16 protein-coding genes are annotated in these 18,950 nt (G+C 59.8%); 11 read left to right on the forward strand and 5 right to left on the reverse strand.

Annotated features, from left to right (window positions below; all coding sequences use genetic code 11):
• Window positions 1-316 precede the first annotated feature (316 nt).
• The 11 genes from arnB (at window position 317) to GUC32_RS10700 (ending at window position 12,371) form a co-directional block, all read left to right on the forward strand.
• On the forward strand, window positions 317-1,471 hold the full coding sequence (arnB, locus tag GUC32_RS10650; protein ID WP_369435719.1) for a UDP-4-amino-4-deoxy-L-arabinose aminotransferase: 1,155 nt from the start codon (window positions 317-319) through the stop codon (window positions 1,469-1,471).
• Window positions 1,458-2,438: an undecaprenyl-phosphate 4-deoxy-4-formamido-L-arabinose transferase gene (gene arnC, locus GUC32_RS10655; RefSeq protein WP_141997921.1), complete on the forward strand. Its 981-nt coding sequence runs from the start codon at window positions 1,458-1,460 to the stop codon at window positions 2,436-2,438. Before arnB ends, arnC begins: the two co-directional genes overlap by 14 nt.
• On the forward strand, window positions 2,438-4,420 hold the full coding sequence (arnA, locus tag GUC32_RS10660; RefSeq protein WP_043143392.1) for a bifunctional UDP-4-amino-4-deoxy-L-arabinose formyltransferase/UDP-glucuronic acid oxidase ArnA: 1,983 nt from the start codon (window positions 2,438-2,440) through the stop codon (window positions 4,418-4,420). Before arnC ends, arnA begins: the two co-directional genes overlap by 1 nt.
• Window positions 4,417-5,322, forward strand: a complete 906-nt coding sequence (gene arnD, locus GUC32_RS10665) for a 4-deoxy-4-formamido-L-arabinose-phosphoundecaprenol deformylase (RefSeq protein WP_025302626.1) — start codon at window positions 4,417-4,419, stop codon at window positions 5,320-5,322. Before arnA ends, arnD begins: the two co-directional genes overlap by 4 nt.
• Window positions 5,319-6,983: a lipid IV(A) 4-amino-4-deoxy-L-arabinosyltransferase gene (gene arnT / locus GUC32_RS10670; protein ID WP_025302627.1), complete on the forward strand. Its 1,665-nt coding sequence runs from the start codon at window positions 5,319-5,321 to the stop codon at window positions 6,981-6,983. Before arnD ends, arnT begins: the two co-directional genes overlap by 4 nt.
• Window positions 6,980-7,324 (forward strand): 4-amino-4-deoxy-L-arabinose-phosphoundecaprenol flippase subunit ArnE, encoded by a 345-nt coding sequence (gene arnE, locus GUC32_RS10675; protein WP_060432951.1) that lies wholly within the window; start codon window positions 6,980-6,982, stop codon window positions 7,322-7,324. Before arnT ends, arnE begins: the two co-directional genes overlap by 4 nt.
• Entirely contained in the window at window positions 7,321-7,713 is a 393-nt protein-coding gene (gene arnF / locus GUC32_RS10680; protein ID WP_089195823.1) for a 4-amino-4-deoxy-L-arabinose-phosphoundecaprenol flippase subunit ArnF, read from the forward strand. The genes arnE and arnF overlap by 4 nt, the downstream gene beginning before the upstream one ends.
• Window positions 7,714-7,889: 176 nt before the next feature.
• Window positions 7,890-8,354 carry an NlpC/P60 family protein gene (locus GUC32_RS10685; protein WP_016927954.1) on the forward strand — a complete coding sequence of 155 codons (465 nt, stop codon included), beginning with the start codon at window positions 7,890-7,892 and terminating at the stop codon, window positions 8,352-8,354.
• A 59-nt stretch (window positions 8,355-8,413) separates the two neighbouring features.
• Window positions 8,414-9,427: a lipoate--protein ligase A gene (locus GUC32_RS10690; protein ID WP_025302630.1), complete on the forward strand. Its 1,014-nt coding sequence runs from the start codon at window positions 8,414-8,416 to the stop codon at window positions 9,425-9,427.
• Window positions 9,428-9,939: 512 nt separating this feature from the next.
• A complete protein-coding gene (locus GUC32_RS10695) occupies window positions 9,940-10,671 on the forward strand; it encodes an EAL domain-containing protein (protein ID WP_147823425.1) in 732 nt (243 codons plus the stop codon).
• A gap of 257 nt (window positions 10,672-10,928) precedes the next feature.
• Window positions 10,929-12,371 (forward strand): YdiU family protein, encoded by a 1,443-nt coding sequence (locus GUC32_RS10700; protein WP_060432953.1) that lies wholly within the window; start codon window positions 10,929-10,931, stop codon window positions 12,369-12,371.
• 738 nt (window positions 12,372-13,109) lie between these two features.
• Here GUC32_RS10700 and GUC32_RS10705 read toward each other — a convergent pair.
• The 5 genes from GUC32_RS10705 to GUC32_RS10725 form a co-directional block, all read right to left on the reverse strand.
• Window positions 13,110-13,895 (reverse strand): heme ABC transporter ATP-binding protein, encoded by a 786-nt coding sequence (locus GUC32_RS10705; RefSeq protein WP_049209408.1) that lies wholly within the window; start codon window positions 13,893-13,895, stop codon window positions 13,110-13,112.
• On the reverse strand, window positions 13,888-14,892 hold the full coding sequence (locus tag GUC32_RS10710) for an iron ABC transporter permease (protein WP_016927948.1): 1,005 nt from the start codon (window positions 14,890-14,892) through the stop codon (window positions 13,888-13,890). The genes GUC32_RS10705 and GUC32_RS10710 overlap by 8 nt, the downstream gene beginning before the upstream one ends.
• The gene (locus GUC32_RS10715; RefSeq protein ID WP_319869506.1) at window positions 14,892-15,722 is read right to left on the reverse strand and encodes a hemin ABC transporter substrate-binding protein; all 831 of its coding nucleotides are present in this window, start codon (window positions 15,720-15,722) and stop codon (window positions 14,892-14,894) included. Before GUC32_RS10715 ends, GUC32_RS10710 begins: the two co-directional genes overlap by 1 nt.
• The gene (locus GUC32_RS10720; RefSeq protein ID WP_025302636.1) at window positions 15,719-16,756 is read right to left on the reverse strand and encodes a hemin-degrading factor; all 1,038 of its coding nucleotides are present in this window, start codon (window positions 16,754-16,756) and stop codon (window positions 15,719-15,721) included. The genes GUC32_RS10715 and GUC32_RS10720 overlap by 4 nt, the downstream gene beginning before the upstream one ends.
• 66 nt (window positions 16,757-16,822) lie before the next feature.
• Complete coding sequence (locus GUC32_RS10725) at window positions 16,823-18,865, reverse strand: TonB-dependent hemoglobin/transferrin/lactoferrin family receptor (RefSeq protein ID WP_043141123.1); 2,043 nt, start codon at window positions 18,863-18,865, stop codon at window positions 16,823-16,825.
• Between the last annotated feature and the right edge of the window lie 85 nt (window positions 18,866-18,950).

An 18,950-nucleotide genomic window follows, 5' to 3' on the forward strand; every position in this document is an offset into this window, starting at 1 on the left:
TGCCTCTCATTTTCTCGTGGATTTTCTTGAAAAACGTCGATGACGTGCTACGCTTGATTCGGCAAAAATAAAATAAGTAAATAATTATTAATAAATATAAGAAATTGATTTTAATAATAAATTTAAATTAATGATGACGGCACCTTCCTATCAGTTCTCCCACTGATGACGAGTCTCGTCTTAAGGTTTAGTTAAGCTTGCGGCCTTACATTGTCAGTTAATCCACGGAAACGATTCTTCTCTGGCGTTTAATATTCGTTAAACGAAAGGGATTTACAGTGTCATCAAAAGCAGCTCGATACGTTTGGGGTTAACTATGGATCAATTTTTGCCTTTCTCTCGTCCGGCCATCGGCGATGAAGAAATCGCCGCGGTAGAGAAAGTGTTGCGCTCCGGTTGGATCACCACCGGGCCGCAAAACCAGCAACTGGAAAGCGGCTTCTGTTCCACCTTCGGCTGTAAGCACGCCATCGCGGTCAGTTCCGCCACGGCGGGCATGCACATCACGTTAATGGCGCTTGGCGTCGGCCCTGGCGACGAAGTCATCACCCCTTCGCAAACCTGGGTCTCCACCCTCAACATGATCGAGCTGCTGGGCGCCACGCCGGTGATGATCGATGTTGACCGCGATACGTTGATGGTCAGCGCCGCCGACGTCGAGGCTGCCATCACCCCGAATACCAAAGCGATTGTTCCGGTGCATTACGCCGGTGCCCCCCTGCAGATGGATGCGCTGCGCGCCGTGGCCGAACGCCATGGTCTGCCGCTGATCGAAGACGCCGCCCACGCGGTCGGCACGCGCTACAACGGCGAATGGGTCGGCGCGCGCGGCACGGCGATTTTCTCTTTCCATGCGATCAAAAATGTGACCTGCGCCGAAGGCGGCCTGATCGCCACCGACGACGATGCGCTGGCGGATCGCCTGCGTTGCCTGAAGTTCCACGGTCTGGCCGTCGATGCCTTCGATCGCCAGCAGCTTGGCCGCAAACCGCAGGCCGAAGTGGTGGAACCGGGGTACAAATACAATCTGTCCGACATTCACGCGGCGATCGCCGTGGTGCAACTTTCGCGCTTCGCCGAGCTGAACGCGCGTCGCAAGGCGCTGGCGCAGCGCTACCTGAGCGCGCTGGAAGGCTCGCCGTTCCAACCGTTGGGCGTGCCGGATTATCCGCATGACCACGCCTGGCACCTGTTTATGGTGCGCGTCGATCCCGAGCGCTGCGGCCTCGATCGCGACCAACTGATGGAGCGCCTGAAAGAGGTTGGCATCGGCACCGGGCTGCATTTCCGTGCCGCGCACACCCAGAAATTCTACCGTGAGCGCTATCCGCAGCTTTCTTTGCCGAATACCGAGTGGAACTCGGCGCGGCTGTGCACCTTACCGCTATTCCCTGATATGACCGACGCCGACGTGGATCGCGTGGTCAATGCCTTGTCTTCTGTTGTGGAGTCTTTACGTGTCTCGCGTTGAACCGATTAAAAAAGTGTCGATAGTCATCCCGGTATACAACGAGCAGGAAAGCCTGCCGGCGTTGCTGGAACGCACTACTGCCGCCTGTAAGCAGTTATCTCAACCCTATGAAATCATCCTCGTCGACGATGGCAGCAGCGACAATTCCGCCGACATGCTGACTGCGGCGGCGGAAAAGCAGGACAGCAACGTGGTCGCTGTCCTGCTGAACCGCAACTATGGCCAGCACTCGGCCATTATGGCCGGTTTCAATCAGGTGACCGGCGATTTGGTGATTACGCTGGACGCCGATCTGCAGAACCCGCCGGAGGAGATCCCTCGTCTGGTCAGCGTGGCGGAAGAGGGCTATGACGTGGTGGGCACCGTGCGCGCCAACCGTCAAGACTCCTGGTTCCGCAAAAGCGCCTCGCGCGTGATCAATATGATGATTCAACGCGCCACCGGCAAGTCGATGGGGGACTATGGCTGCATGCTGCGTGCCTACCGTCGTCATATCGTTGAGGCGATGCTGCACTGCCACGAGCGCAGCACCTTTATCCCGATTCTGGCGAACACCTTCGCCCGTCGCACGACCGAGATCGACGTGCGTCACGCCGAACGTGAGTTTGGCGACTCCAAGTACAGCCTGATGAAGCTGATCAACCTGATGTACGACCTGATCACCTGCCTGACCACTACGCCGCTGCGTTTGCTCAGCGTGGTCGGCAGCATCGTGGCGCTGTCCGGGTTTGTATTGGCACTGGTGCTGATTGCGCTGCGTCTGCTGCTCGGCCCTGAATGGGCCGCCGGCGGCGTGTTCACCCTCTTCGCCGTGCTGTTCACCTTTATCGGCGCCCAGTTTGTTGGCATGGGGCTACTGGGTGAATACATCGGCCGCATCTATACCGACGTGCGTGCGCGTCCTCGCTATTTTGTTCAGAAAGTGGTCGGTGCACAGCAGGACCACAATACTCAGGAAGAAGAATGATGAAAGCTATTGTATTTGCTTACCACGATATTGGCTGCGCAGGTCTGAAAGCGCTGACTGAGGCGGGTTATGACGTGCAGGCCGTATTCACGCACACCGACGACCCTGGTGAGAACAATTTCTTCTCCTCCGTGGCCCGTTTGGGCGCCGAATTGGATCTGCCGGTCTATGCGCCGGAAGACGTAAATCACCCGCTATGGGTTGACCGCATCCGCGCACTGCAGCCGGACGTGATCTTCTCGTTCTACTACCGCCACATGCTGAGCGACGAGATCTTGTCGCTGGCGCCGCAGGGCGGTTTCAACCTGCACGGTTCGTTGCTGCCGCACTACCGTGGCCGCGCCCCGGTGAACTGGGCGCTGGTGAATGGCGAAACTGAAACCGGCGCCACGCTGCACAAGATGGTGAAACGCCCGGATGCCGGCGACATCGTTGGTCAGCAGAAAGTGACCATCGCAGACAACGACACCGCGCTGACGCTGCACAAAAAAGTGCTGGAAGCCGCGCAGGTCGTGTTGCAAGAGCAGTTGCCGAAACTGAAGAACGGCACCGCCACCTTCACCAAGCAGGATGAGTCTCAGGCCAGCTACTTCGGCCGCCGCACCGCAGCGGACGGCGAGATCCTGTGGCACAAGTCCGCCAAAGAGATCAACAACTTGGTACGCGCCGTCACCGAACCGTACCCGGGCGCATTCAGCTACCTCGGCCAGCGCAAGCTGATCGTCTGGCGCTCCCGCGTGCTGGATACCCAACATGATAAACAACCGGGCACCGTGCTGAGCGCCTCGCCGCTGGTCATCGCCTGTGGCGAAGGCGCGCTGGAGATCGTCGCCGGCCAGAACGACAGCGGTCTGTACGTGCAGGGCAGCCGCCTGGCGCAAGAAATGGGCATCGTCACCGACGTGCGCCTGGCCGCCAAGCCGAATGCCGTAATGAAACGCCGTACTCGCGTGCTGATCCTCGGGGTTAACGGCTTCATCGGTAACCACCTGACCGAACGCCTGCTGCGTGACGATCGCTACGACATCTACGGCCTGGATATCGGCTCTGACGCCATCAGCCGCTTCCTCGACAACCCGCGTTTCCACTTCGTGGAAGGCGACATCAGCATCCACTCCGAGTGGATCGAGTATCACATCAAGAAATGCGACGTGGTGCTGCCGCTGGTGGCGATCGCGACGCCGATCGAATACACCCGTAACCCGCTGCGCGTGTTCGAGCTTGACTTCGAAGAGAACCTGAAGATCGTTCGCGACTGCGTGAAATACAACAAGCGCATCATCTTCCCGTCCACCTCAGAAGTGTACGGCATGTGCGACGACAAAGAGTTCGATGAAGACCATTCGCGTCTGATCGTCGGGCCAATCAATAAACAACGCTGGATCTACTCGGTCTCCAAACAGCTGCTGGATCGGGTGATCTGGGCTTACGGCGCCAAAGAAGGCCTGAAGTTCACGCTGTTCCGTCCGTTCAACTGGATGGGGCCGCGTCTGGATAACCTGGACGCCGCGCGCATCGGGTCTTCCCGCGCCATCACCCAGCTGATCCTCAACCTGGTGGAAGGTTCGCCGATCAAACTGATGGACGGCGGCGCACAGAAACGTTGCTTCACCGACATCAACGACGGCATCGAAGCGCTGTTCCGCATCATTGAGAACCGTGATGGCCTGTGCGACGGCCAGATCGTCAACATCGGCAACCCGACCAACGAAGCGAGCATCCGCGAGCTGGCGGAAATGCTGCTGGAAAGCTTCAACAACCACCCGCTGCGCGACCGCTTCCCGCCGTTTGCCGGCTTCAAGGACGTGGAGAGCAGCAGCTACTACGGTAAAGGTTACCAGGACGTCGAGCACCGCACGCCGAGCATCAAGAACGCTCACCGCCTGCTGGGCTGGCAGCCAACCATCGAGATGAAGCAAACCGTCGCCGATACGCTGGACTACTTCTTGCGCACTACCGTTCAGGAAGGGAACGGTGCATGAAGAAAGTCGGTCTGCGGGTTGATGTAGATACCTTCAGCGGCACCCGTGAAGGGGTGCCGCAGTTGCTGGACCTGTTCGACAAGTACGACATTCAGGCCAGCTTCTTCTTCAGCGTGGGACCGGACAACATGGGGCGCCATCTTTGGCGCCTTTTGCGTCCGAAATTTCTGTGGAAAATGCTGCGTTCGAACGCCGCCTCGCTGTATGGGCTGGATATTCTGCTGGCTGGTACCGCCTGGCCGGGGCGCAACATTTCACGCGCGCTGGGGCCGCTGATGAAGCGCACCGCCGAAGCCGGCCATGAAGTCGGGCTGCACGCCTGGGATCACCAAGGGTGGCAGGCCAAGGTTGGCAAGTGGAGCGAAGCGCAGCTGACCGAACAGGTGCAGCGGGGCGTCGACGCCCTGAGCGCCTGCACCGGCCAGCCGGTGAAATGCTCCGCCGTGGCGGGCTGGCGTGCCGATACGCGCGTGCTGGAGGTCAAGCAGCGCTTCGGCTTTCATTACAACAGCGATTGCCGCGGCACCCATCCGTTCCGTCCGGTGCTGAGCGACGGGCGCCACGGCACGGTGCAGATCCCGGTGACGTTGCCGACCTTCGACGAAGTGATCGGCAGCGAAGTCAGCATGGCCGACTTCAACGACTACATTCTGCGCGCCATCGAGAACGATCGCGGCGTGCCGGTGTACACCATTCACACCGAAGTGGAAGGCATGTCGCAAGCGGCGATGTTCGAACAGTTATTGCAACGCGCACGGCAGCAGGGCATCGAATTCTGTCCGCTTAGCGCGCTGTTACCACAAGATTTGGCGTCACTGCCGTTGGGCCGCATCAAGCGTGCTCCTTTCCCCGGCCGCGAAGGTTGGCTGGGCTGTCAAACCGATGTGAAGGACGTTACATGAAGGCGCTAAAAGGATCCTGGGCCATTCTGCTGGCCGTTTTTTTTGCTCTGGTTTACCTGATCCCGCTTAACGGCCGCCTGCTGTGGCAGCCGGATGAGACGCGTTATGCCGAGATCAGTCGTGAAATGCTGCAGCGCGGCGATTGGGTGGTGCCACACCTGCTGGGGCTGCGTTATTTCGAAAAGCCGGTAGCGGGTTACTGGTTCAATAACATCAGCCAGTGGCTGTTTGGCGAAAACAACTTTGCGGTGCGTTTCGGCTCGGTGTTCAGCACCGGCATGACCGCGCTGCTGGTGTTCGCGCTGGCGATGCTGATGTGGCGCAATGCGCGCCGCGCCAGCCTGGCGGCGCTGATGTTCCTGTCGATGGTGCTGGTGTTCAGCATCGGCACCTACAGCGTGCTGGATCCGATGATCTCGCTGTGGCTGGCGGCGGCGATGGTCAGTTATTACCTGACGCTGAAGGCCTCCTCGGTCAAGGGAAAACTGGGCGCTTACGCACTGCTGGGCTTGGCCTGCGGCATGGGCTTTATGACCAAGGGCTTCCTGGCACTGGCGGTGCCGGTGATCGCGGTGATCCCGATCGTTATCCAGCAACGCCGCATCAAGGATCTGCTGTGCTATGGCCCGGTGGCGATCGTGACCGCGACGCTGCTCAGCCTGCCGTGGGCGCTGGCGATCGCGCAACGCGAACCCGACTTCTGGAATTATTTCTTCTGGGTCGAGCATATTCAGCGTTTCGCCGAAGATAATGCTCAACACAAGGCGCCGTTCTGGTATTACCTGCCGGTTCTGCTGGCGGCGGTGCTGCCTTGGCTGGCGCTGCTGCCCGGCGCGCTGCTCAAAGGTTGGCGCGAGCGCGTGCAGCGCCCGGAGCTGTTCTTCCTGCTGAGTTGGGCGATGATGCCGTTGATCTTCTTCAGCATCGCCAAAGGCAAGCTGCCGACCTACATTCTGCCGTGCATGGCGCCGCTGGCGCTGCTGATGACCGCCTATGCGGAAGACTATGCCGCCACGCTGCGCGCCAAGCTGTTCAAGGCCAATGCCTGGTTGAACGGCCTGTTCGGGCTGATTGGCATCGTGGCGCTGGTGGTGTTGAGCTCCGGTCTGCTGCCGAAAGCGCATCTGTTTACTCCCCAAGAGTGGCCGAAAGTGGTGCTCGGCCTGATCGCCTTCGGTGGTTGGCTGCTGTTCGCACTGGTTTCCGCACGCGATAACGGCCGCCAATGGCGCTGGGCGGCGGCTTGCCCGGTGCTGCTGTGCCTGGTGATCGGTTACGCCATTCCGCAACAGGTGACCGATTCCAAACTGCCGCAAAACTTCGCCCGCGCCACGATGGCCGAGCTGGGCGACAGTCGTTACGTGCTAAGCGACAGCGTTGGGCTGGCGGCCGGCCTGGCCTGGGAGCTGAAGCGCAGCGACGTGCTGATGTACAGCCAGAAAGGCGAGGTTGCCTATGGTCTGGAGTATCCGGACGCCAAAGGCCACCTGATCAGCGATGCCGATTTCCCGCAGTGGCTGGCGCAGGCGCGTAAGCAGGGGAACGTATCGTTGGTGCTGCAACTGTCACGTGGCGAAGCGCTGCCGCAGGAACTGCCTGCCGCAGACAAGGTGGATCGCATGAACCGCCTGGTGCTGATGTGGTATAAACAGCAACCATGATCGGTTTTCTGTTGGTGATAGTGGTCAGTCTGCTCACCTGTGGTGGGCAGCTGTGCCAGAAACAGGCGGCGCACTGTTGGGAACGGGCGGGCGAGGCGCGGCTGAAACAGACGCTGCGCTGGCTGGCGCTGGCGGTGCTGCTGCTGGGGCTGGGCATGGCGGTGTGGCTCAATGTGCTGCAGCGTCTGCCGCTCAGCCTGGCTTACCCGATGCTCAGCCTTAACTTCGTGATGGTGACGCTGGCGGCGCGCTGGCTGTTTCATGAGCCGACGAGCGCTCGCCACTGGTGCGGCGTGGCGTCGATTATGCTGGGGATCCTGCTGATGAGCGTGCATTCATGAAGGGCTATGCCTGGGGCGCCGCCAGCGTACTGCTGGTGACGCTGGCGCAGTTGCTGATGAAGTGGGGCATGGTGCAGATCCCGCTGATGTCGTTCGCCGATGTCTCGTTGGCGTTGATCGGCAATTACTGGATACCGCTGCTGGCGGTGGGCGGCGGCATCTTCGGCTATGCGCTGTCGATGCTGTGTTGGTTTTTCGCGCTGCGCCATCTGCCGTTAAATCGTGCTTATCCTCTGTTGAGCGTTAGCTACGCGCTGGTCTACCTGGCGGCGGTGATCCTGCCGTGGTTTAACGAGTCCGCTACGCTGCTGAAAACGTTGGGCACGCTGTTTATTCTGTTCGGCGTCGGGCTGATTAACAGCAAATCCGAGACAAAATCGCCGGAATAGGGGCTAAACCGGCGATCCTGCTATTATCTCCCTCATGGCGCTTGCCTTTTTCCCCGTGCGGGAGATAAATTAACGCCAAATAGCGCTCTCCTTACGTGGTGCCGGCTTTGCCTCGCAGGCGGTGTGGTGGTGTACCGGATGGCATAATGCGGCAACGTGTTCAATGAAGGGATATTATGCGGATGCGTGTGTGGTTTTTATTAGCCAGTTTGATCCTCGCCGGCTGCAGCAGCCATGCGCCGCCGCCCAGCGGCCGCCTGGCGGATTCTATCGTGGTGGTGGCCCAACTCAATGAACAACTGCGCCAGTGGTACGGTACGCCATACCGTTACGGCGGCCTGGATCGCGGCGGCGTAGATTGCTCCGGCTTTGTTTACCGCACGTTCCGCGATCGCTTCGACATGCAACTGCCGCGTTCGACCGAAGAACAGACCTCACTGGGTACCAAGGTCTCACGCGATGAGTTGATGCCGGGCGATCTGGTGTTTTTCAAAACCGGCGGCGGTGAGAACGGCCTGCATGTCGGCATTTACGATACCAATGACCAGTTTATCCACGCTTCGACCAGCCGCGGGGTGATCCGCTCCTCGCTCGATAACGTCTATTGGAAGCGTGTGTACTGGCAGGCGCGACGCATTTAACCTTAACCCGTTGATTTGGTGTATCATGGCGGCATCTCGTGTTTTGAACGGTGCCTGCCATGAACAGCCTGCGTTTACTGATCTCCGACTCCTACGATCCCTGGTTCAACCTGGCAGTGGAAGAGTGCATCTTCCGCGAAATGACCACGCAAAAAATTCTCTTCCTGTGGCGCAATGCCGAAACGGTGGTGATTGGTCAGTCGCAGAACCCCTGGAAAGAGTGCAATACCCGGCGCATGGAGCAGGATGGCATTCGGCTGGCGCGGCGCAGCAGCGGCGGCGGGGCGGTATTTCACGACCTGGGCAATACCTGCTTCACCTTTATGGCCGGCAAGCCGGGCTACGACAAGAGCGTCTCGACCGACATCATTCTGCAAGCGCTGCGGGAGCTGGGCGTGGCGGCCAGCGCGTCGGGGCGTAACGATCTGGTGATGGAAACCGCCGACGGGCCGCGCAAAATATCCGGCTCGGCCTATCGAGAAACGCAGGATCGCGGTTTCCATCACGGTACGCTGCTGCTGAATGCCGATCTGGAACGGTTGGCGGACTATCTCAATCCGGATCCCAAAAAGCTGCAGGCCAAGGGGATTACCTCGGTGCGTTCGCGCGTCGCGAATCTGGCGGAGTTTTTGCCGGATATCAGCCATGCGCAGGTATGCGACGCCATCGTACAGGCCTTCTTCGCCCACTATGGCGAGACGGTCGAGCCGGAGATTATTTCGCCGGACGTGTTCCCCGATCTGCCCGATTTTGCCGCGCAGTTCGCCAAACAGAGCAGTTGGGAATGGAATTTTGGCAAGGCGCCGGCGTTCAGCCACTTGCTTAACGAGCGTTTCGTCTGGGGCGGCGTAGACTTGTTCTTCGATGTGGAGAAGGGGGCGATTGTTCGCGCGCAGGTGTTCACCGATAGCCTGAATCCCGCTCCGCTGCAGCGGTTGGCGGACATGCTGGTGGGCTGCGCGTACCGCAGTGAGCCCGTCGCCGCCTGCTGTGACCGACTGATGGCGGAGTATCCTCAACAGGCGGCCGAATTAGCCGAGTTGCGGCAATGGCTGAGCGAAACGATCCGTTAGCCGGAGTGGGAATGGTGAAGGGGATGAGCGTGCTCATCCCTTTTTTTATCGCTGAAATCGGCGTTTAGCAGGGGCGTAGCGCAGATTTTCTGAAAATCAAGATGGGCACTTTTTTACATTTTCAATGCCGAGAATAACGGGCGGAATTGATGCGTTATTAAATTTAATCAGTCGTCGTTAACGGTAGGAAAAATCCGCGTTAAGGAGGAAAGATTATTTTACTTTATTTAAGATTTTTCTTAAATAAAACAAGGGAGATAAGTCAAATTTAGCCGCCAATCCATTCAACTTAAGCCAAATACCTTTTCACATAACGCGTTTGGCGGTCGCTATGGCATAAGTCAGGCTGCTTTTCTTTGCGCCTTTCACGATTGTCGTATAGCTTTAATCTATCAATTAAATGATATTTCATGGGTATTTACATTGATATTTCCGATTAATCCCAGAGGGATTGATCGATAAAATATATTGATATACGATGATACGCTAGCCATTCATCCTGTGGCATTAAAATGAACATCCAACTCGAAGCTGACTTTATTAGTAGCTATGTTTTGCAACCTGTTTACTCAATGGAGGGCGGGCTGTTGGCGGTTGAAATGTTGAGCCGTTTCAACAGTCTCGACGGTGATTTAGCCATGCCGGCCGAAATTGGGATTAATTTATTGACGTCTGAACAAAGGATTGAGTTATTTAATGAGCAATTGAAACTTGCGGAGCAGCATGCGGCTTGGTTTACCGGTAACAACGTGCAGTTAACCATCAATATCGAAGAAACCATCGTCGAACTTATTCTTTCTGATTCGGCGTTATGTCAACGGATCGGGCAATATCCTTTTATTGCATTTGAAATTAGTGAGAGTTTTCCGAATCTTTCGGCCGGGAAGAACAACCCGAGCGTGCGGCGATTAAGCGAAATGTTTACGCTGTGGCTCGATGATTTCGGTTCCGGTAAAGCCACGTTGACCGCGCTGTACGATGGTTTGTTTGACTATGTAAAGATAGACAAGCGTTTTTACTGGCAGCTGTTTACCCATCAGGGATATGACGTGGTCATCGACTCGTTGTTAAAGAATATCAACCTGTTATGTAAAGGCGTAATCGTCGGAGGAATAGAGAAAAAAGAGTACTTTAATAAACTCAGATACGCCGGTGTTTTAGGCCTGCAAGGTTTTTTATGGCCCAGCGTTGGTGTGGATAATCTGCAAGCTTTGCTGGCGAGGCCCAGCGAGTTCAATAATTAAGAAGTGATATAAAAAACTACACACAATGAGGTAAATAATGCACGGGGTGAGGTTACTGTGATCCCGTCGCCGTTATTCACCATCGCTTTATGCTGATAACTGCGTTTGTCAGCCGACGTTAAAGCGCGTTTCCTCAGCTGAGGGGCAACGCCAAACTCCCCGCATCCGCCCTGGTGACAGGCGGATGCGTTCTCCCTGCATTCCTTCGGTGTTAATCCGCCCGTTCAGGCTCTACACTACGCTGAAACGGAGGGCCTATGCCGCAGTTCGATAACGCTTACTACCAACAGTTACCCGGTTTCTACACCGCCCTGAACCCGACACCGCTCAAGGATGCACGCCTGCTGTACCACAGCGAGCCGCTGGCACGCGAGCTGGGGCTGGATGAAAGCTGGTTTACCCAGGATAAAACTCCCATTTGGGCGGGAGAATCGCTGCTGCCCGGCATGCAGCCGCTGGCACAGGTGTACAGCGGCCACCAGTTCGGCGTGTGGGCCGGGCAACTGGGTGATGGCCGCGGCATTTTGCTGGGCGAACAGGTCATGGCGGATGGCAGCCACCGCGATTGGCACCTGAAGGGGGCCGGGCTAACGCCATATTCACGCATGGGGGATGGCCGCGCGGTGCTGCGTTCGGTTATCCGCGAGTTTCTTGCCTCTGAGGCGCTGCACCATCTGGGGATCCCCACCACCCGAGCGTTGACTATCGTCACCAGCCAGCAACCGGTATATCGCGAGCAGCCAGAACGCGGCGCCATGCTGATGCGGGTGGCGGAAAGCCATGTGCGCTTCGGCCACTTCGAACACTTTTATTACCGTAAACAGCCGGAGCAAGTGCGGCAGCTGGCGGATTTCGTCATCGCCCGTCACTGGCCACAGTTGCAGGATCTGGCTGAGCGTTACCTGCTGTGGTTTACCGACGTGGTCGAACGCACGGCGCGTTTGATCGCCCATTGGCAAACCGTCGGTTTCGCCCACGGCGTGATGAACACCGACAATATGTCGATTCTCGGTATCACCATCGATTACGGCCCTTATGGCTTCCTGGACGACTACCAGCCCGGCTATATCTGCAACCACTCCGATCACCAGGGGCGTTACGCCTTCGACAATCAGCCGGCGGTGGCGCTGTGGAACCTGCATCGCCTGGCACAAACCCTGTCTGGGTTGATGACCACCGAGCAGCTGCAGCAGGCGCTGTCGGCGTATGAGCCGGCGCTGATGCGCGCCTACGGTGAACAGATGCGCGCCAAACTCGGCTTCTTCACGCCGACGGCGCAGGATAATGACGTGCTCACCGGTCTGTTGAGCCTGATGGCGCAGGAAGGGCGGGACTATACCCGCACGTTCCGCTTGTTGAGCGAGACCGAACAGCAGCAGGCGCAGTCGCCGCTGCGCGACGAGTTTATCGACCGTGCGGCGTTCGACGCCTGGTATCAGCAGTATCGTCAGCGCTTGCAACAGGAACAGGTCAGCGATGCGGAACGGCAACGGGCGATGAAGGCGGTGAACCCGCGCCTGATCCTGCGCAACTATCTGGCGCAGCAGGCGATTGAGGATGCGGAGAAAGACGACGTGGGCCGTTTGCGGCGGTTGCATCAGGCTCTGCTGAGGCCGTTCGACGATGCGCCGGAGTATGACGATCTTGCTGCGCTGCCGCCGGATTGGGGCAAACATCTGGAGATTTCCTGCTCCAGTTGAGATGAAAAAGGGCGCCTCATGGCGTAATGCTGGTCAGTTAGCGTTTTTATGCAGGCGTTCGTGAAATTTTCGGTCGATAAAAGTGAGATGCCCCATGTGGCTCCCACACCTCGACCGAGCCAGGGGCCGAAGGCGCGGCCCCTGGCAACCCGCGCCTTTGCCCTATCAGACGGTTGGCTTTGCCAACTCCCCTCTCTCCGCCATACCGCATTGAGGCTGGTTGCGACAGGCGTCCCTGCCTGTCTCACCTGAAACCGCCGTCCATGGCGGTTTCGCCTAATGCGCTATGCCTGCGTTCGGCGTCTTCAAGGGCGCCCAACACCGCGCTCATCTCCAACTTCTCTACCAGAACCTCATAAGCGACAGATTTCCCGGTAGCAGCCAGCTCAGGTGTTGACCTTGGGCGCGCATCACCGGCTGCCGAGCAAGACGGCGTTGTCAGGGTCAACCGGCCAGGGAAGGCCAGTTGAGGCGAGACTAACAGGGACGTTTGTCGCAGCAGACCCGCCCGACAACGCAGACGCGGCGAGGGTATCCGCGTAGCGGACAGATGGTGTTAAGCGAAGGCGCGGGTGGAGGGGTCGCGCCATCGGCCCCTCCAATTGCCGTTCATATTGGCCACAGAGAAATGCGGACATTTACGGCAATTCCCCAGCACAGAACGCCCAGAGGCTGGATAAAAAAATGCCACTCAGGATTAACTGAGCGGCATTACGCCTCATGGCGCCCTTGAACGTTTCATTGTCGCAGATAGACCTGCGGCAGAGACACTTCGGGATGATGCACCACGCCGAGATCGGCCTGATACCAGCGGGTGAGGATCTCCGTCTGCAGGACCTCTTGCGGCGTGCCGCTCGCCACCAGGCGGCCCTGATGCAACAGCAGGATCCGATCGGCGTACAGCGCCGCCAGATTGAGATCGTGCAGCACGCAGCAGACGCCCAGCGGCTGTTGACGTGTCAGCGAGCGCAGCAGGCGCAGGGTGTGCTGCTGGTGATACAGATCCAGCGCCGAGGTCGGCTCGTCGAGAAACAGCCAGGCGGGAGACGGTTGCGGTTGCCACAGCTGCGCCAACACCCGCGCCAACTGCACCCGCTGCTGTTCGCCACCGGACAACCGGCGGTAATCGCGCTGCGCCAGCGCCAGGCAGTCGGTTTGTTCCATCACCTGTTGGATCGCCTGATGCTCGTCGCGTTTGCCGTGCGGCGATCGCCCCATGCTGACCACTTCTTCCACGCTGAAGGGAAACGCCAGATCGCTGTATTGGCGCATCACGGCTCGGACTTTGGCCAACTGCTGCGGCGCCCAGTGTTCCAGCGGGCGGTCGAGCAGCCGGCATTCGCCGCAGTCCGGCGTCAGATAGCCGGTCAGCAAGCGCAGCAGCGTCGATTTGCCGGCGCCGTTAGGGCCGATAATCGCCACCATCTCACCGCTGGCGAGGCTGAGCGAAACGTCGTTGATCAAGCGGCGCGTACCGAGGCTGTAACGCAGCTCTTGGGCTGTCAGGCAGGCGGCGTTATCCACCGGTTCGCTCCCGCTGGCGCATCACCAGCCATAAGAAGTAAGGACCGCCGATCAGGCTGGTCATCAAGCCTACCGGCATTTCGGCCGGCGCCACCAGTGTGCGCGCCAGCGTATCGCTGACCAGCAGCAGGCAGGCGCCGCCCAGCGCGGAGCAGGGCAGTAGCCAGCGGTGATCGCCGCCAAGGCGCATGCGCACCAGATGTGGCACCACCAGACCGACGAAGCCGATCACGCCGCTCATCGCTACCGCCGCGCCGATCAGCAGGGCGCTCAGCAACAGCAGCTGCAGCTTGGCGCGCTGGACGTTCACCCCGAGGTAGTGGGCCTCTTCGTCCCCCAGCTGCAACAGATTCAGCCGGCGCGCCTGCAACAGCGTCAGCAGCGCCGTAGGCAGGATCAGCGAGGCGGAAACGGCCAGCGTCGGCCACTGCGACTGGCTGAGGCTGCCCATCATCCACAGCGAGAACTGGCGCAGCTGTTGATCGCTGCTGACGTAGGAGAGCACGCCGATGGCCGCCATGCACAGGGCGTTGATGGCGATGCCCGCCAGCAGCAGCCGCGACAGATTGCCGTGCCCGCTGCGGCTGATGCCGTAGATCAAAAGCGATACCAGCAGGCTGCCGAGGAACGCCGCCAGCATATGGCCGTATAGCGCGATCGTCACCGGCAACGCCAGCGGCATCACGATGAACAGGGCGACAAACAGGGCGCCGCCGCTGCTGATGCCCAGCAGGCTCGGATCCGCCAGCGGGTTGCGGAACAGCCCCTGCATCACCGCGCCGGACACTGCCAATGCGCAGCCGATCACTACTGCCAGCAGCACGCGCGGCAGACGAATGTTCAGCCAGATGTGCCAGGCGGCGTCGCTGAAGGGTTCGCGCCACAGGGTGCGAAACGACAGCGTCAGCGCGCCCAGGTTGGCGGCGACCAGGGCCAGCAACGTCAGCAGCACCAGTAGGCCGATGATGGCCAACTGAGGCGAGGTGCGACAGCGCATTACTTTTGCTCCGCCGCGTGGCGCAGTTTGGCCAGCGCCGCCGGCGTTTCCAGACCGAAGCCCAGCAGCGCCATGTCATCGACGATCAGTACGCGGCGCTGCTTGCCCGCCGGCGTCAACGCCAGGCCCGGCAGCGTCCACAGCTGCTGTTCGCCGCCGAGGGTGCGCACGCCGTCGGTGGTGACCAGCAACAGATCCGGCGCGCTGGCGATGACGCCTTCCTGCGACAGCGGACGGTAGCGGTCAAAGCCCTGCATGGCGTTTTTCAGTCCGGCGGCGGCGATCACCGCGTCGGCGGCGGTGTGTTGCCCGGCAGCCATCGGCGTAATGCCGCCGTGGCTCATCACGAACAGCACCTTGACCGGCAGCGGAGAGGTATCCACCGCCGCCAACTGCTGTTGATAGCGCTCGCTCAGCTGTTTGCCTTGCTCAACGCGTTGCAACGCGGCGGCGATCGTAGCGATTTTCTGCGGCACCGCCTGCAGGGTGGTGTCACCCGGCACGCTGACCACGTTGACGCCGCTGTCCGCCAACTGTTTGAGCACCAGCGCCGGCTGCGCCAGCTCGGTCGTCAGCACCAGCGTCGGTTTCAGCGCCAAAATGCCTTCGGCGTTCAGTTGGCGCATGTAGCCGACGTCCGGCAGCTTTTTCACCGCCTCCGGATGCAGACTGGTGCTGTCACGGGCGATCACGTCGTCGCCGGCGCCGAGCGCGAAGGCGATTTCCGTCACGTCGCCGCCGATCGAGACGATGCGCTGCGCCGCCGCGGCGGTGAGCGGCAGCGCCAGCGTCATCATCAGCGTCAGGCGGCGGATCAAGGAAGATTTCATGCGGCGATGTCCTTGGCGGCGAGCGCGGCAACCTGCTCGCGCCACTGGGTTTGTTCCGGCTGGCCTTCGGTACGCTGGCCATACAGCTGCGCGATCTGCGTGCCGTCGGCGGCGAACAGCTCCAGGCTGGTGACGATGCCGTCCTTGGTCGGTTTGCGGGTGATCCAGCTTTCGGCGATGGCGCCTTCAATCAGGTGCAGCGTGAAACGGCGGTTGAACACGTTGATCCAGCCTTCCTGCGGCATCAAACGTTCGATCTGGCCGGTGAAGATCTGCACGCAACCGCGGTTGCCGACGAAGATCATGATCTCGTTTTGCTGCTGCTGCGCCGCTTGCAGCAGCTGCGACAGCGCGCTGTTGTCTACCTGATAGGCCAGATCGTCGCCGACGGCGCGGAAGGCCTGCTGGCGCGTGAGCTTATTGCGGCTCAGCAGCTGGAAGAACTGGTGAACGTCGGTCATCGCGCGCCATTCACCGTCGATTTTGGCATGATCCTGCGTCGTTTCATCCGCGGTGCTCACCTCGGCGGGTTGCAGCGCCAGCGCCGGGTTTTCTTCGCTCAGGTGGCGCTCCACCAGCGCCATCCAGGCCGGCAGATCGGTCTCTTCGGTGGTGTAGACCTTGTGCAGCGCATCGCCCTGTTGGTCGAAGAACTGGATGCTGTGGCGCACGCCGCGTTTGTTGGTTTCGCTCATAGCGAAAACGCTGGTCCAGTGGTTGAGGAACAGGCGCAGATCCAGCTCGCGCGGGTTGAGGATCAGCCCGGCGTGGCCGTTGAGGTGCTGGTTGCGGTAGCGGCCCATCTGCTCATGCACCGCATAGCTGTTGCGGGTGATGGACTTGGTGACGCCGACCTGCTCAAGCTCGGTCAGCAGGGTGCGCGCGTCGGCCTGCAGGCGGCGCGTGTCGTGGCCGACGCGGGCGTGCGTCAGCTCCGCTTCGCTGACGCCAAGGATCGCCGCCAGATCGCGGGCGTATTTGCCGGGGTGGTCGATTTTGGCCTGTTGGTAGCGTTCGTATAGGGTGTTGCTCATGCGGGATTCTCCTGCGCTGTAATGCGAACGGCGGACAACCGGGTTGTCCGCCAGATAGTCAAATGATTACCACTGGTAGCTGACCAGCAGTTTGGCGTTGCGGCCATCCTGCGGGACGCCCTGCGGCGAGTAATATTCTTTGTCGAAGGCGTTGCCCAGTACCACGGTGGTGGTCATGCCCTGCAGCCGATCGCGGCCCTTGTAGCTCAGATAGAAGTCGTTGACGCCATAGCCGCCTTGCTCCGGCGTCCCCGTTTGTACGCGGGTGGCGCGTTCGGCGAAGGTGGCGACCCAGCCGGCGGACAAACCGGTTTCGCCCAGCGGCACGTCCAGCGAACTGGTGACGGTATCCGGGCTGATGTCGGCCAGCCAATCGCCGCTTTTCGCGTTCAATTCGCCATTGCGAGACTTGTCCTTGCCGCGTGTGCGGTTGTAAGCCAGATCCCAGTTAAACCACTTGGTCTGGTAGTTCAGCGAGGTGTCCCAACCCCAAATCTTGGCGCGAGAGATATTCGCTGAGGCGGTCTGCGTGCGAGTGACATACATGAAGATGTAGTCTTTGGCGTCGGTATCGAAGTAACTGGCCTTGAATTGCAGGCTGTCATCCGCCAGCAGCAGATCGTCGAAGCGCAAGCCGAAACCGGCTTCGGTGGTGCTGGTGGTTTCCGGCCGCAGATTCGGATTAGGCACCCAATAGTTGCCGGGGAAGTGACGCGAATCGTTGTACATCTCGCCCATGGTCGGGGCGCGGAAGGCCTGGGAATAGGAGCCGAACAGCATCAGCCAGTCGGTCGGCGAGTAGCTCAGGGCCCCGCGGGACGACCATTTGTCGGCCTTGACGTCTTCGTGGCCCTGGCTGCTGCCTTTGTAATCGTCGTAGCGCGTGCCGGCCAGCACGGTGATCGGAATGTCGCGCAGCGTGATTTCATCCTGCAGCCAGCCGGAGGCGAAGTTGATCTTGGCCTGCGGGAAACTGGTGGTGGCGCCGCCCGGCTGCTGTTTCTGTTCATACACTTCGGAGCCGTAGGTCAGCAGGTGTGACGCAAAGCTGTCGGCGAACAGACGCGTGCGGTTTTCCAGCTTGCCGCCGTTGGTGGTCTGCTTGCGGAATTCGTCGGTCGCACCGGCGTTGTGCGCATTGATTTTGACTTCCGAGGTGTACAGCTTGGCGGTGGCGTCCAGCCAATCCTGGCCGACCGGCTTGAGCTTATAGCTCAGAGCGGCATCACGCTGGATGGTGGAGCGGTTGGTCATCGGGTTGCCGCTCGAGCTGCCCGGCGTCTGCGGGTTTTTCGGCTCCTGGGCGCTGTTGTTGTAGTAGCGCAGATCGCCGCTCAATGACTGATTGTCGTCGATTTTCCAGGTGCCTTTTGCCAGCACGTTGCTGATGGTTTCGTCGTTAGGCGCATCGAAGCCGTTGCCCTGACGCAGATTACCGACGTCGCGGGTGCCGAACGACAGCAAACCGTCGAGGTTATCGGTCTTGCCGTAGGCGCTGGCGCCCATGCCCAGGCTGTGATCGCCGCTGCCGGCGGTGCCGTAGACGCGGAACCCGGTATCGTGGCCCGGCAGCAGCAGATCGGCGGCATCGACGGTCTCGTAGGCGATGACGCCGCCCAGCGCGCCGCTGCCATACAGCAACGCAGAGGGACCGCGCACGATTTCAATGCGCTTGACCAGCGCCGGATCGAGGAAGGTGCCGCCGATGTGGCCGGTATCGGTCCCCTGGCGGATGCCGTCAACCAGCGTCAGCACGCCGTTTTTGCCGTAGCCGCGCATCGTTACGTCCTGACCGTTGCTGCGCCCGGTGCCGTTCACGGTGATGCCCGGCACGCGGCGCAGCATATCGGCGGCCGAGGTGGCGGTCTGGCTTTCTGGCGAGTTGCCTTCGATGACCGTGACCATCATCGGTGCTTCAAAGCTGCTGCGTTGGTTGCCGGTGGCGACCACGGTCATGGTCTCGTCGGCGGCTTTGGCTTTTTTAGCCGGCGCCGCGTTGGAAGAGGGTGTTGTGCTGGTGTTTTGTGCCAAGGCCACCGTAGGCAGAGCGCAGGCAATCGCCAGACTCAAAGCGGAAAAACGCAGCCGGGTGGAAAATGTCAGAGGCATGGTGCAACTCTCCGTATGTAATAAAACATATCAATAGATTTGCTGGCTGCCTGGATCAACCGATCGGGGTGGCTGGCGTTTGAGG

Source organism: Serratia sp. NGAS9 (genome assembly GCF_009905295.1).
GTDB classification, from domain to species: Bacteria; Pseudomonadota; Gammaproteobacteria; order Enterobacterales; family Enterobacteriaceae; genus Serratia; species Serratia bockelmannii.

Excerpts from the sequence above, each read along its gene's own strand:
- GUC32_RS10690 (WP_025302630.1), top strand. The coding sequence starts at position 8,414 with ATGAACAGCCTGCGTTTACTGATCTCCGACTCCTACGATCCCTGGTTC.
- GUC32_RS10685 (WP_016927954.1), top strand. The coding sequence starts at position 7,890 with ATGCGGATGCGTGTGTGGTTTTTATTAGCCAGTTTGATCCTCGCCGGC.
- arnT (WP_025302627.1), top strand. The coding sequence starts at position 5,319 with ATGAAGGCGCTAAAAGGATCCTGGGCCATTCTGCTGGCCGTTTTTTTT.
- GUC32_RS10715 (WP_319869506.1), bottom strand. The coding sequence starts at position 15,722 with ATGAAATCTTCCTTGATCCGCCGCCTGACGCTGATGATGACGCTGGCG.
- GUC32_RS10700 (WP_060432953.1), top strand. The coding sequence starts at position 10,929 with ATGCCGCAGTTCGATAACGCTTACTACCAACAGTTACCCGGTTTCTAC.
- GUC32_RS10720 (WP_025302636.1), bottom strand. The coding sequence starts at position 16,756 with ATGAGCAACACCCTATACGAACGCTACCAACAGGCCAAAATCGACCAC.
- GUC32_RS10710 (WP_016927948.1), bottom strand. The coding sequence starts at position 14,892 with ATGCGCTGTCGCACCTCGCCTCAGTTGGCCATCATCGGCCTACTGGTG.
- arnA (WP_043143392.1), top strand. The coding sequence starts at position 2,438 with ATGAAAGCTATTGTATTTGCTTACCACGATATTGGCTGCGCAGGTCTG.
- GUC32_RS10725 (WP_043141123.1), bottom strand. The coding sequence starts at position 18,865 with ATGCCTCTGACATTTTCCACCCGGCTGCGTTTTTCCGCTTTGAGTCTG.
- arnD (WP_025302626.1), top strand. The coding sequence starts at position 4,417 with ATGAAGAAAGTCGGTCTGCGGGTTGATGTAGATACCTTCAGCGGCACC.
- arnB (WP_369435719.1), top strand. The coding sequence starts at position 317 with ATGGATCAATTTTTGCCTTTCTCTCGTCCGGCCATCGGCGATGAAGAA.
- GUC32_RS10695 (WP_147823425.1), top strand. The coding sequence starts at position 9,940 with ATGAACATCCAACTCGAAGCTGACTTTATTAGTAGCTATGTTTTGCAA.
- arnF (WP_089195823.1), top strand. The coding sequence starts at position 7,321 with ATGAAGGGCTATGCCTGGGGCGCCGCCAGCGTACTGCTGGTGACGCTG.
- arnE (WP_060432951.1), top strand. The coding sequence starts at position 6,980 with ATGATCGGTTTTCTGTTGGTGATAGTGGTCAGTCTGCTCACCTGTGGT.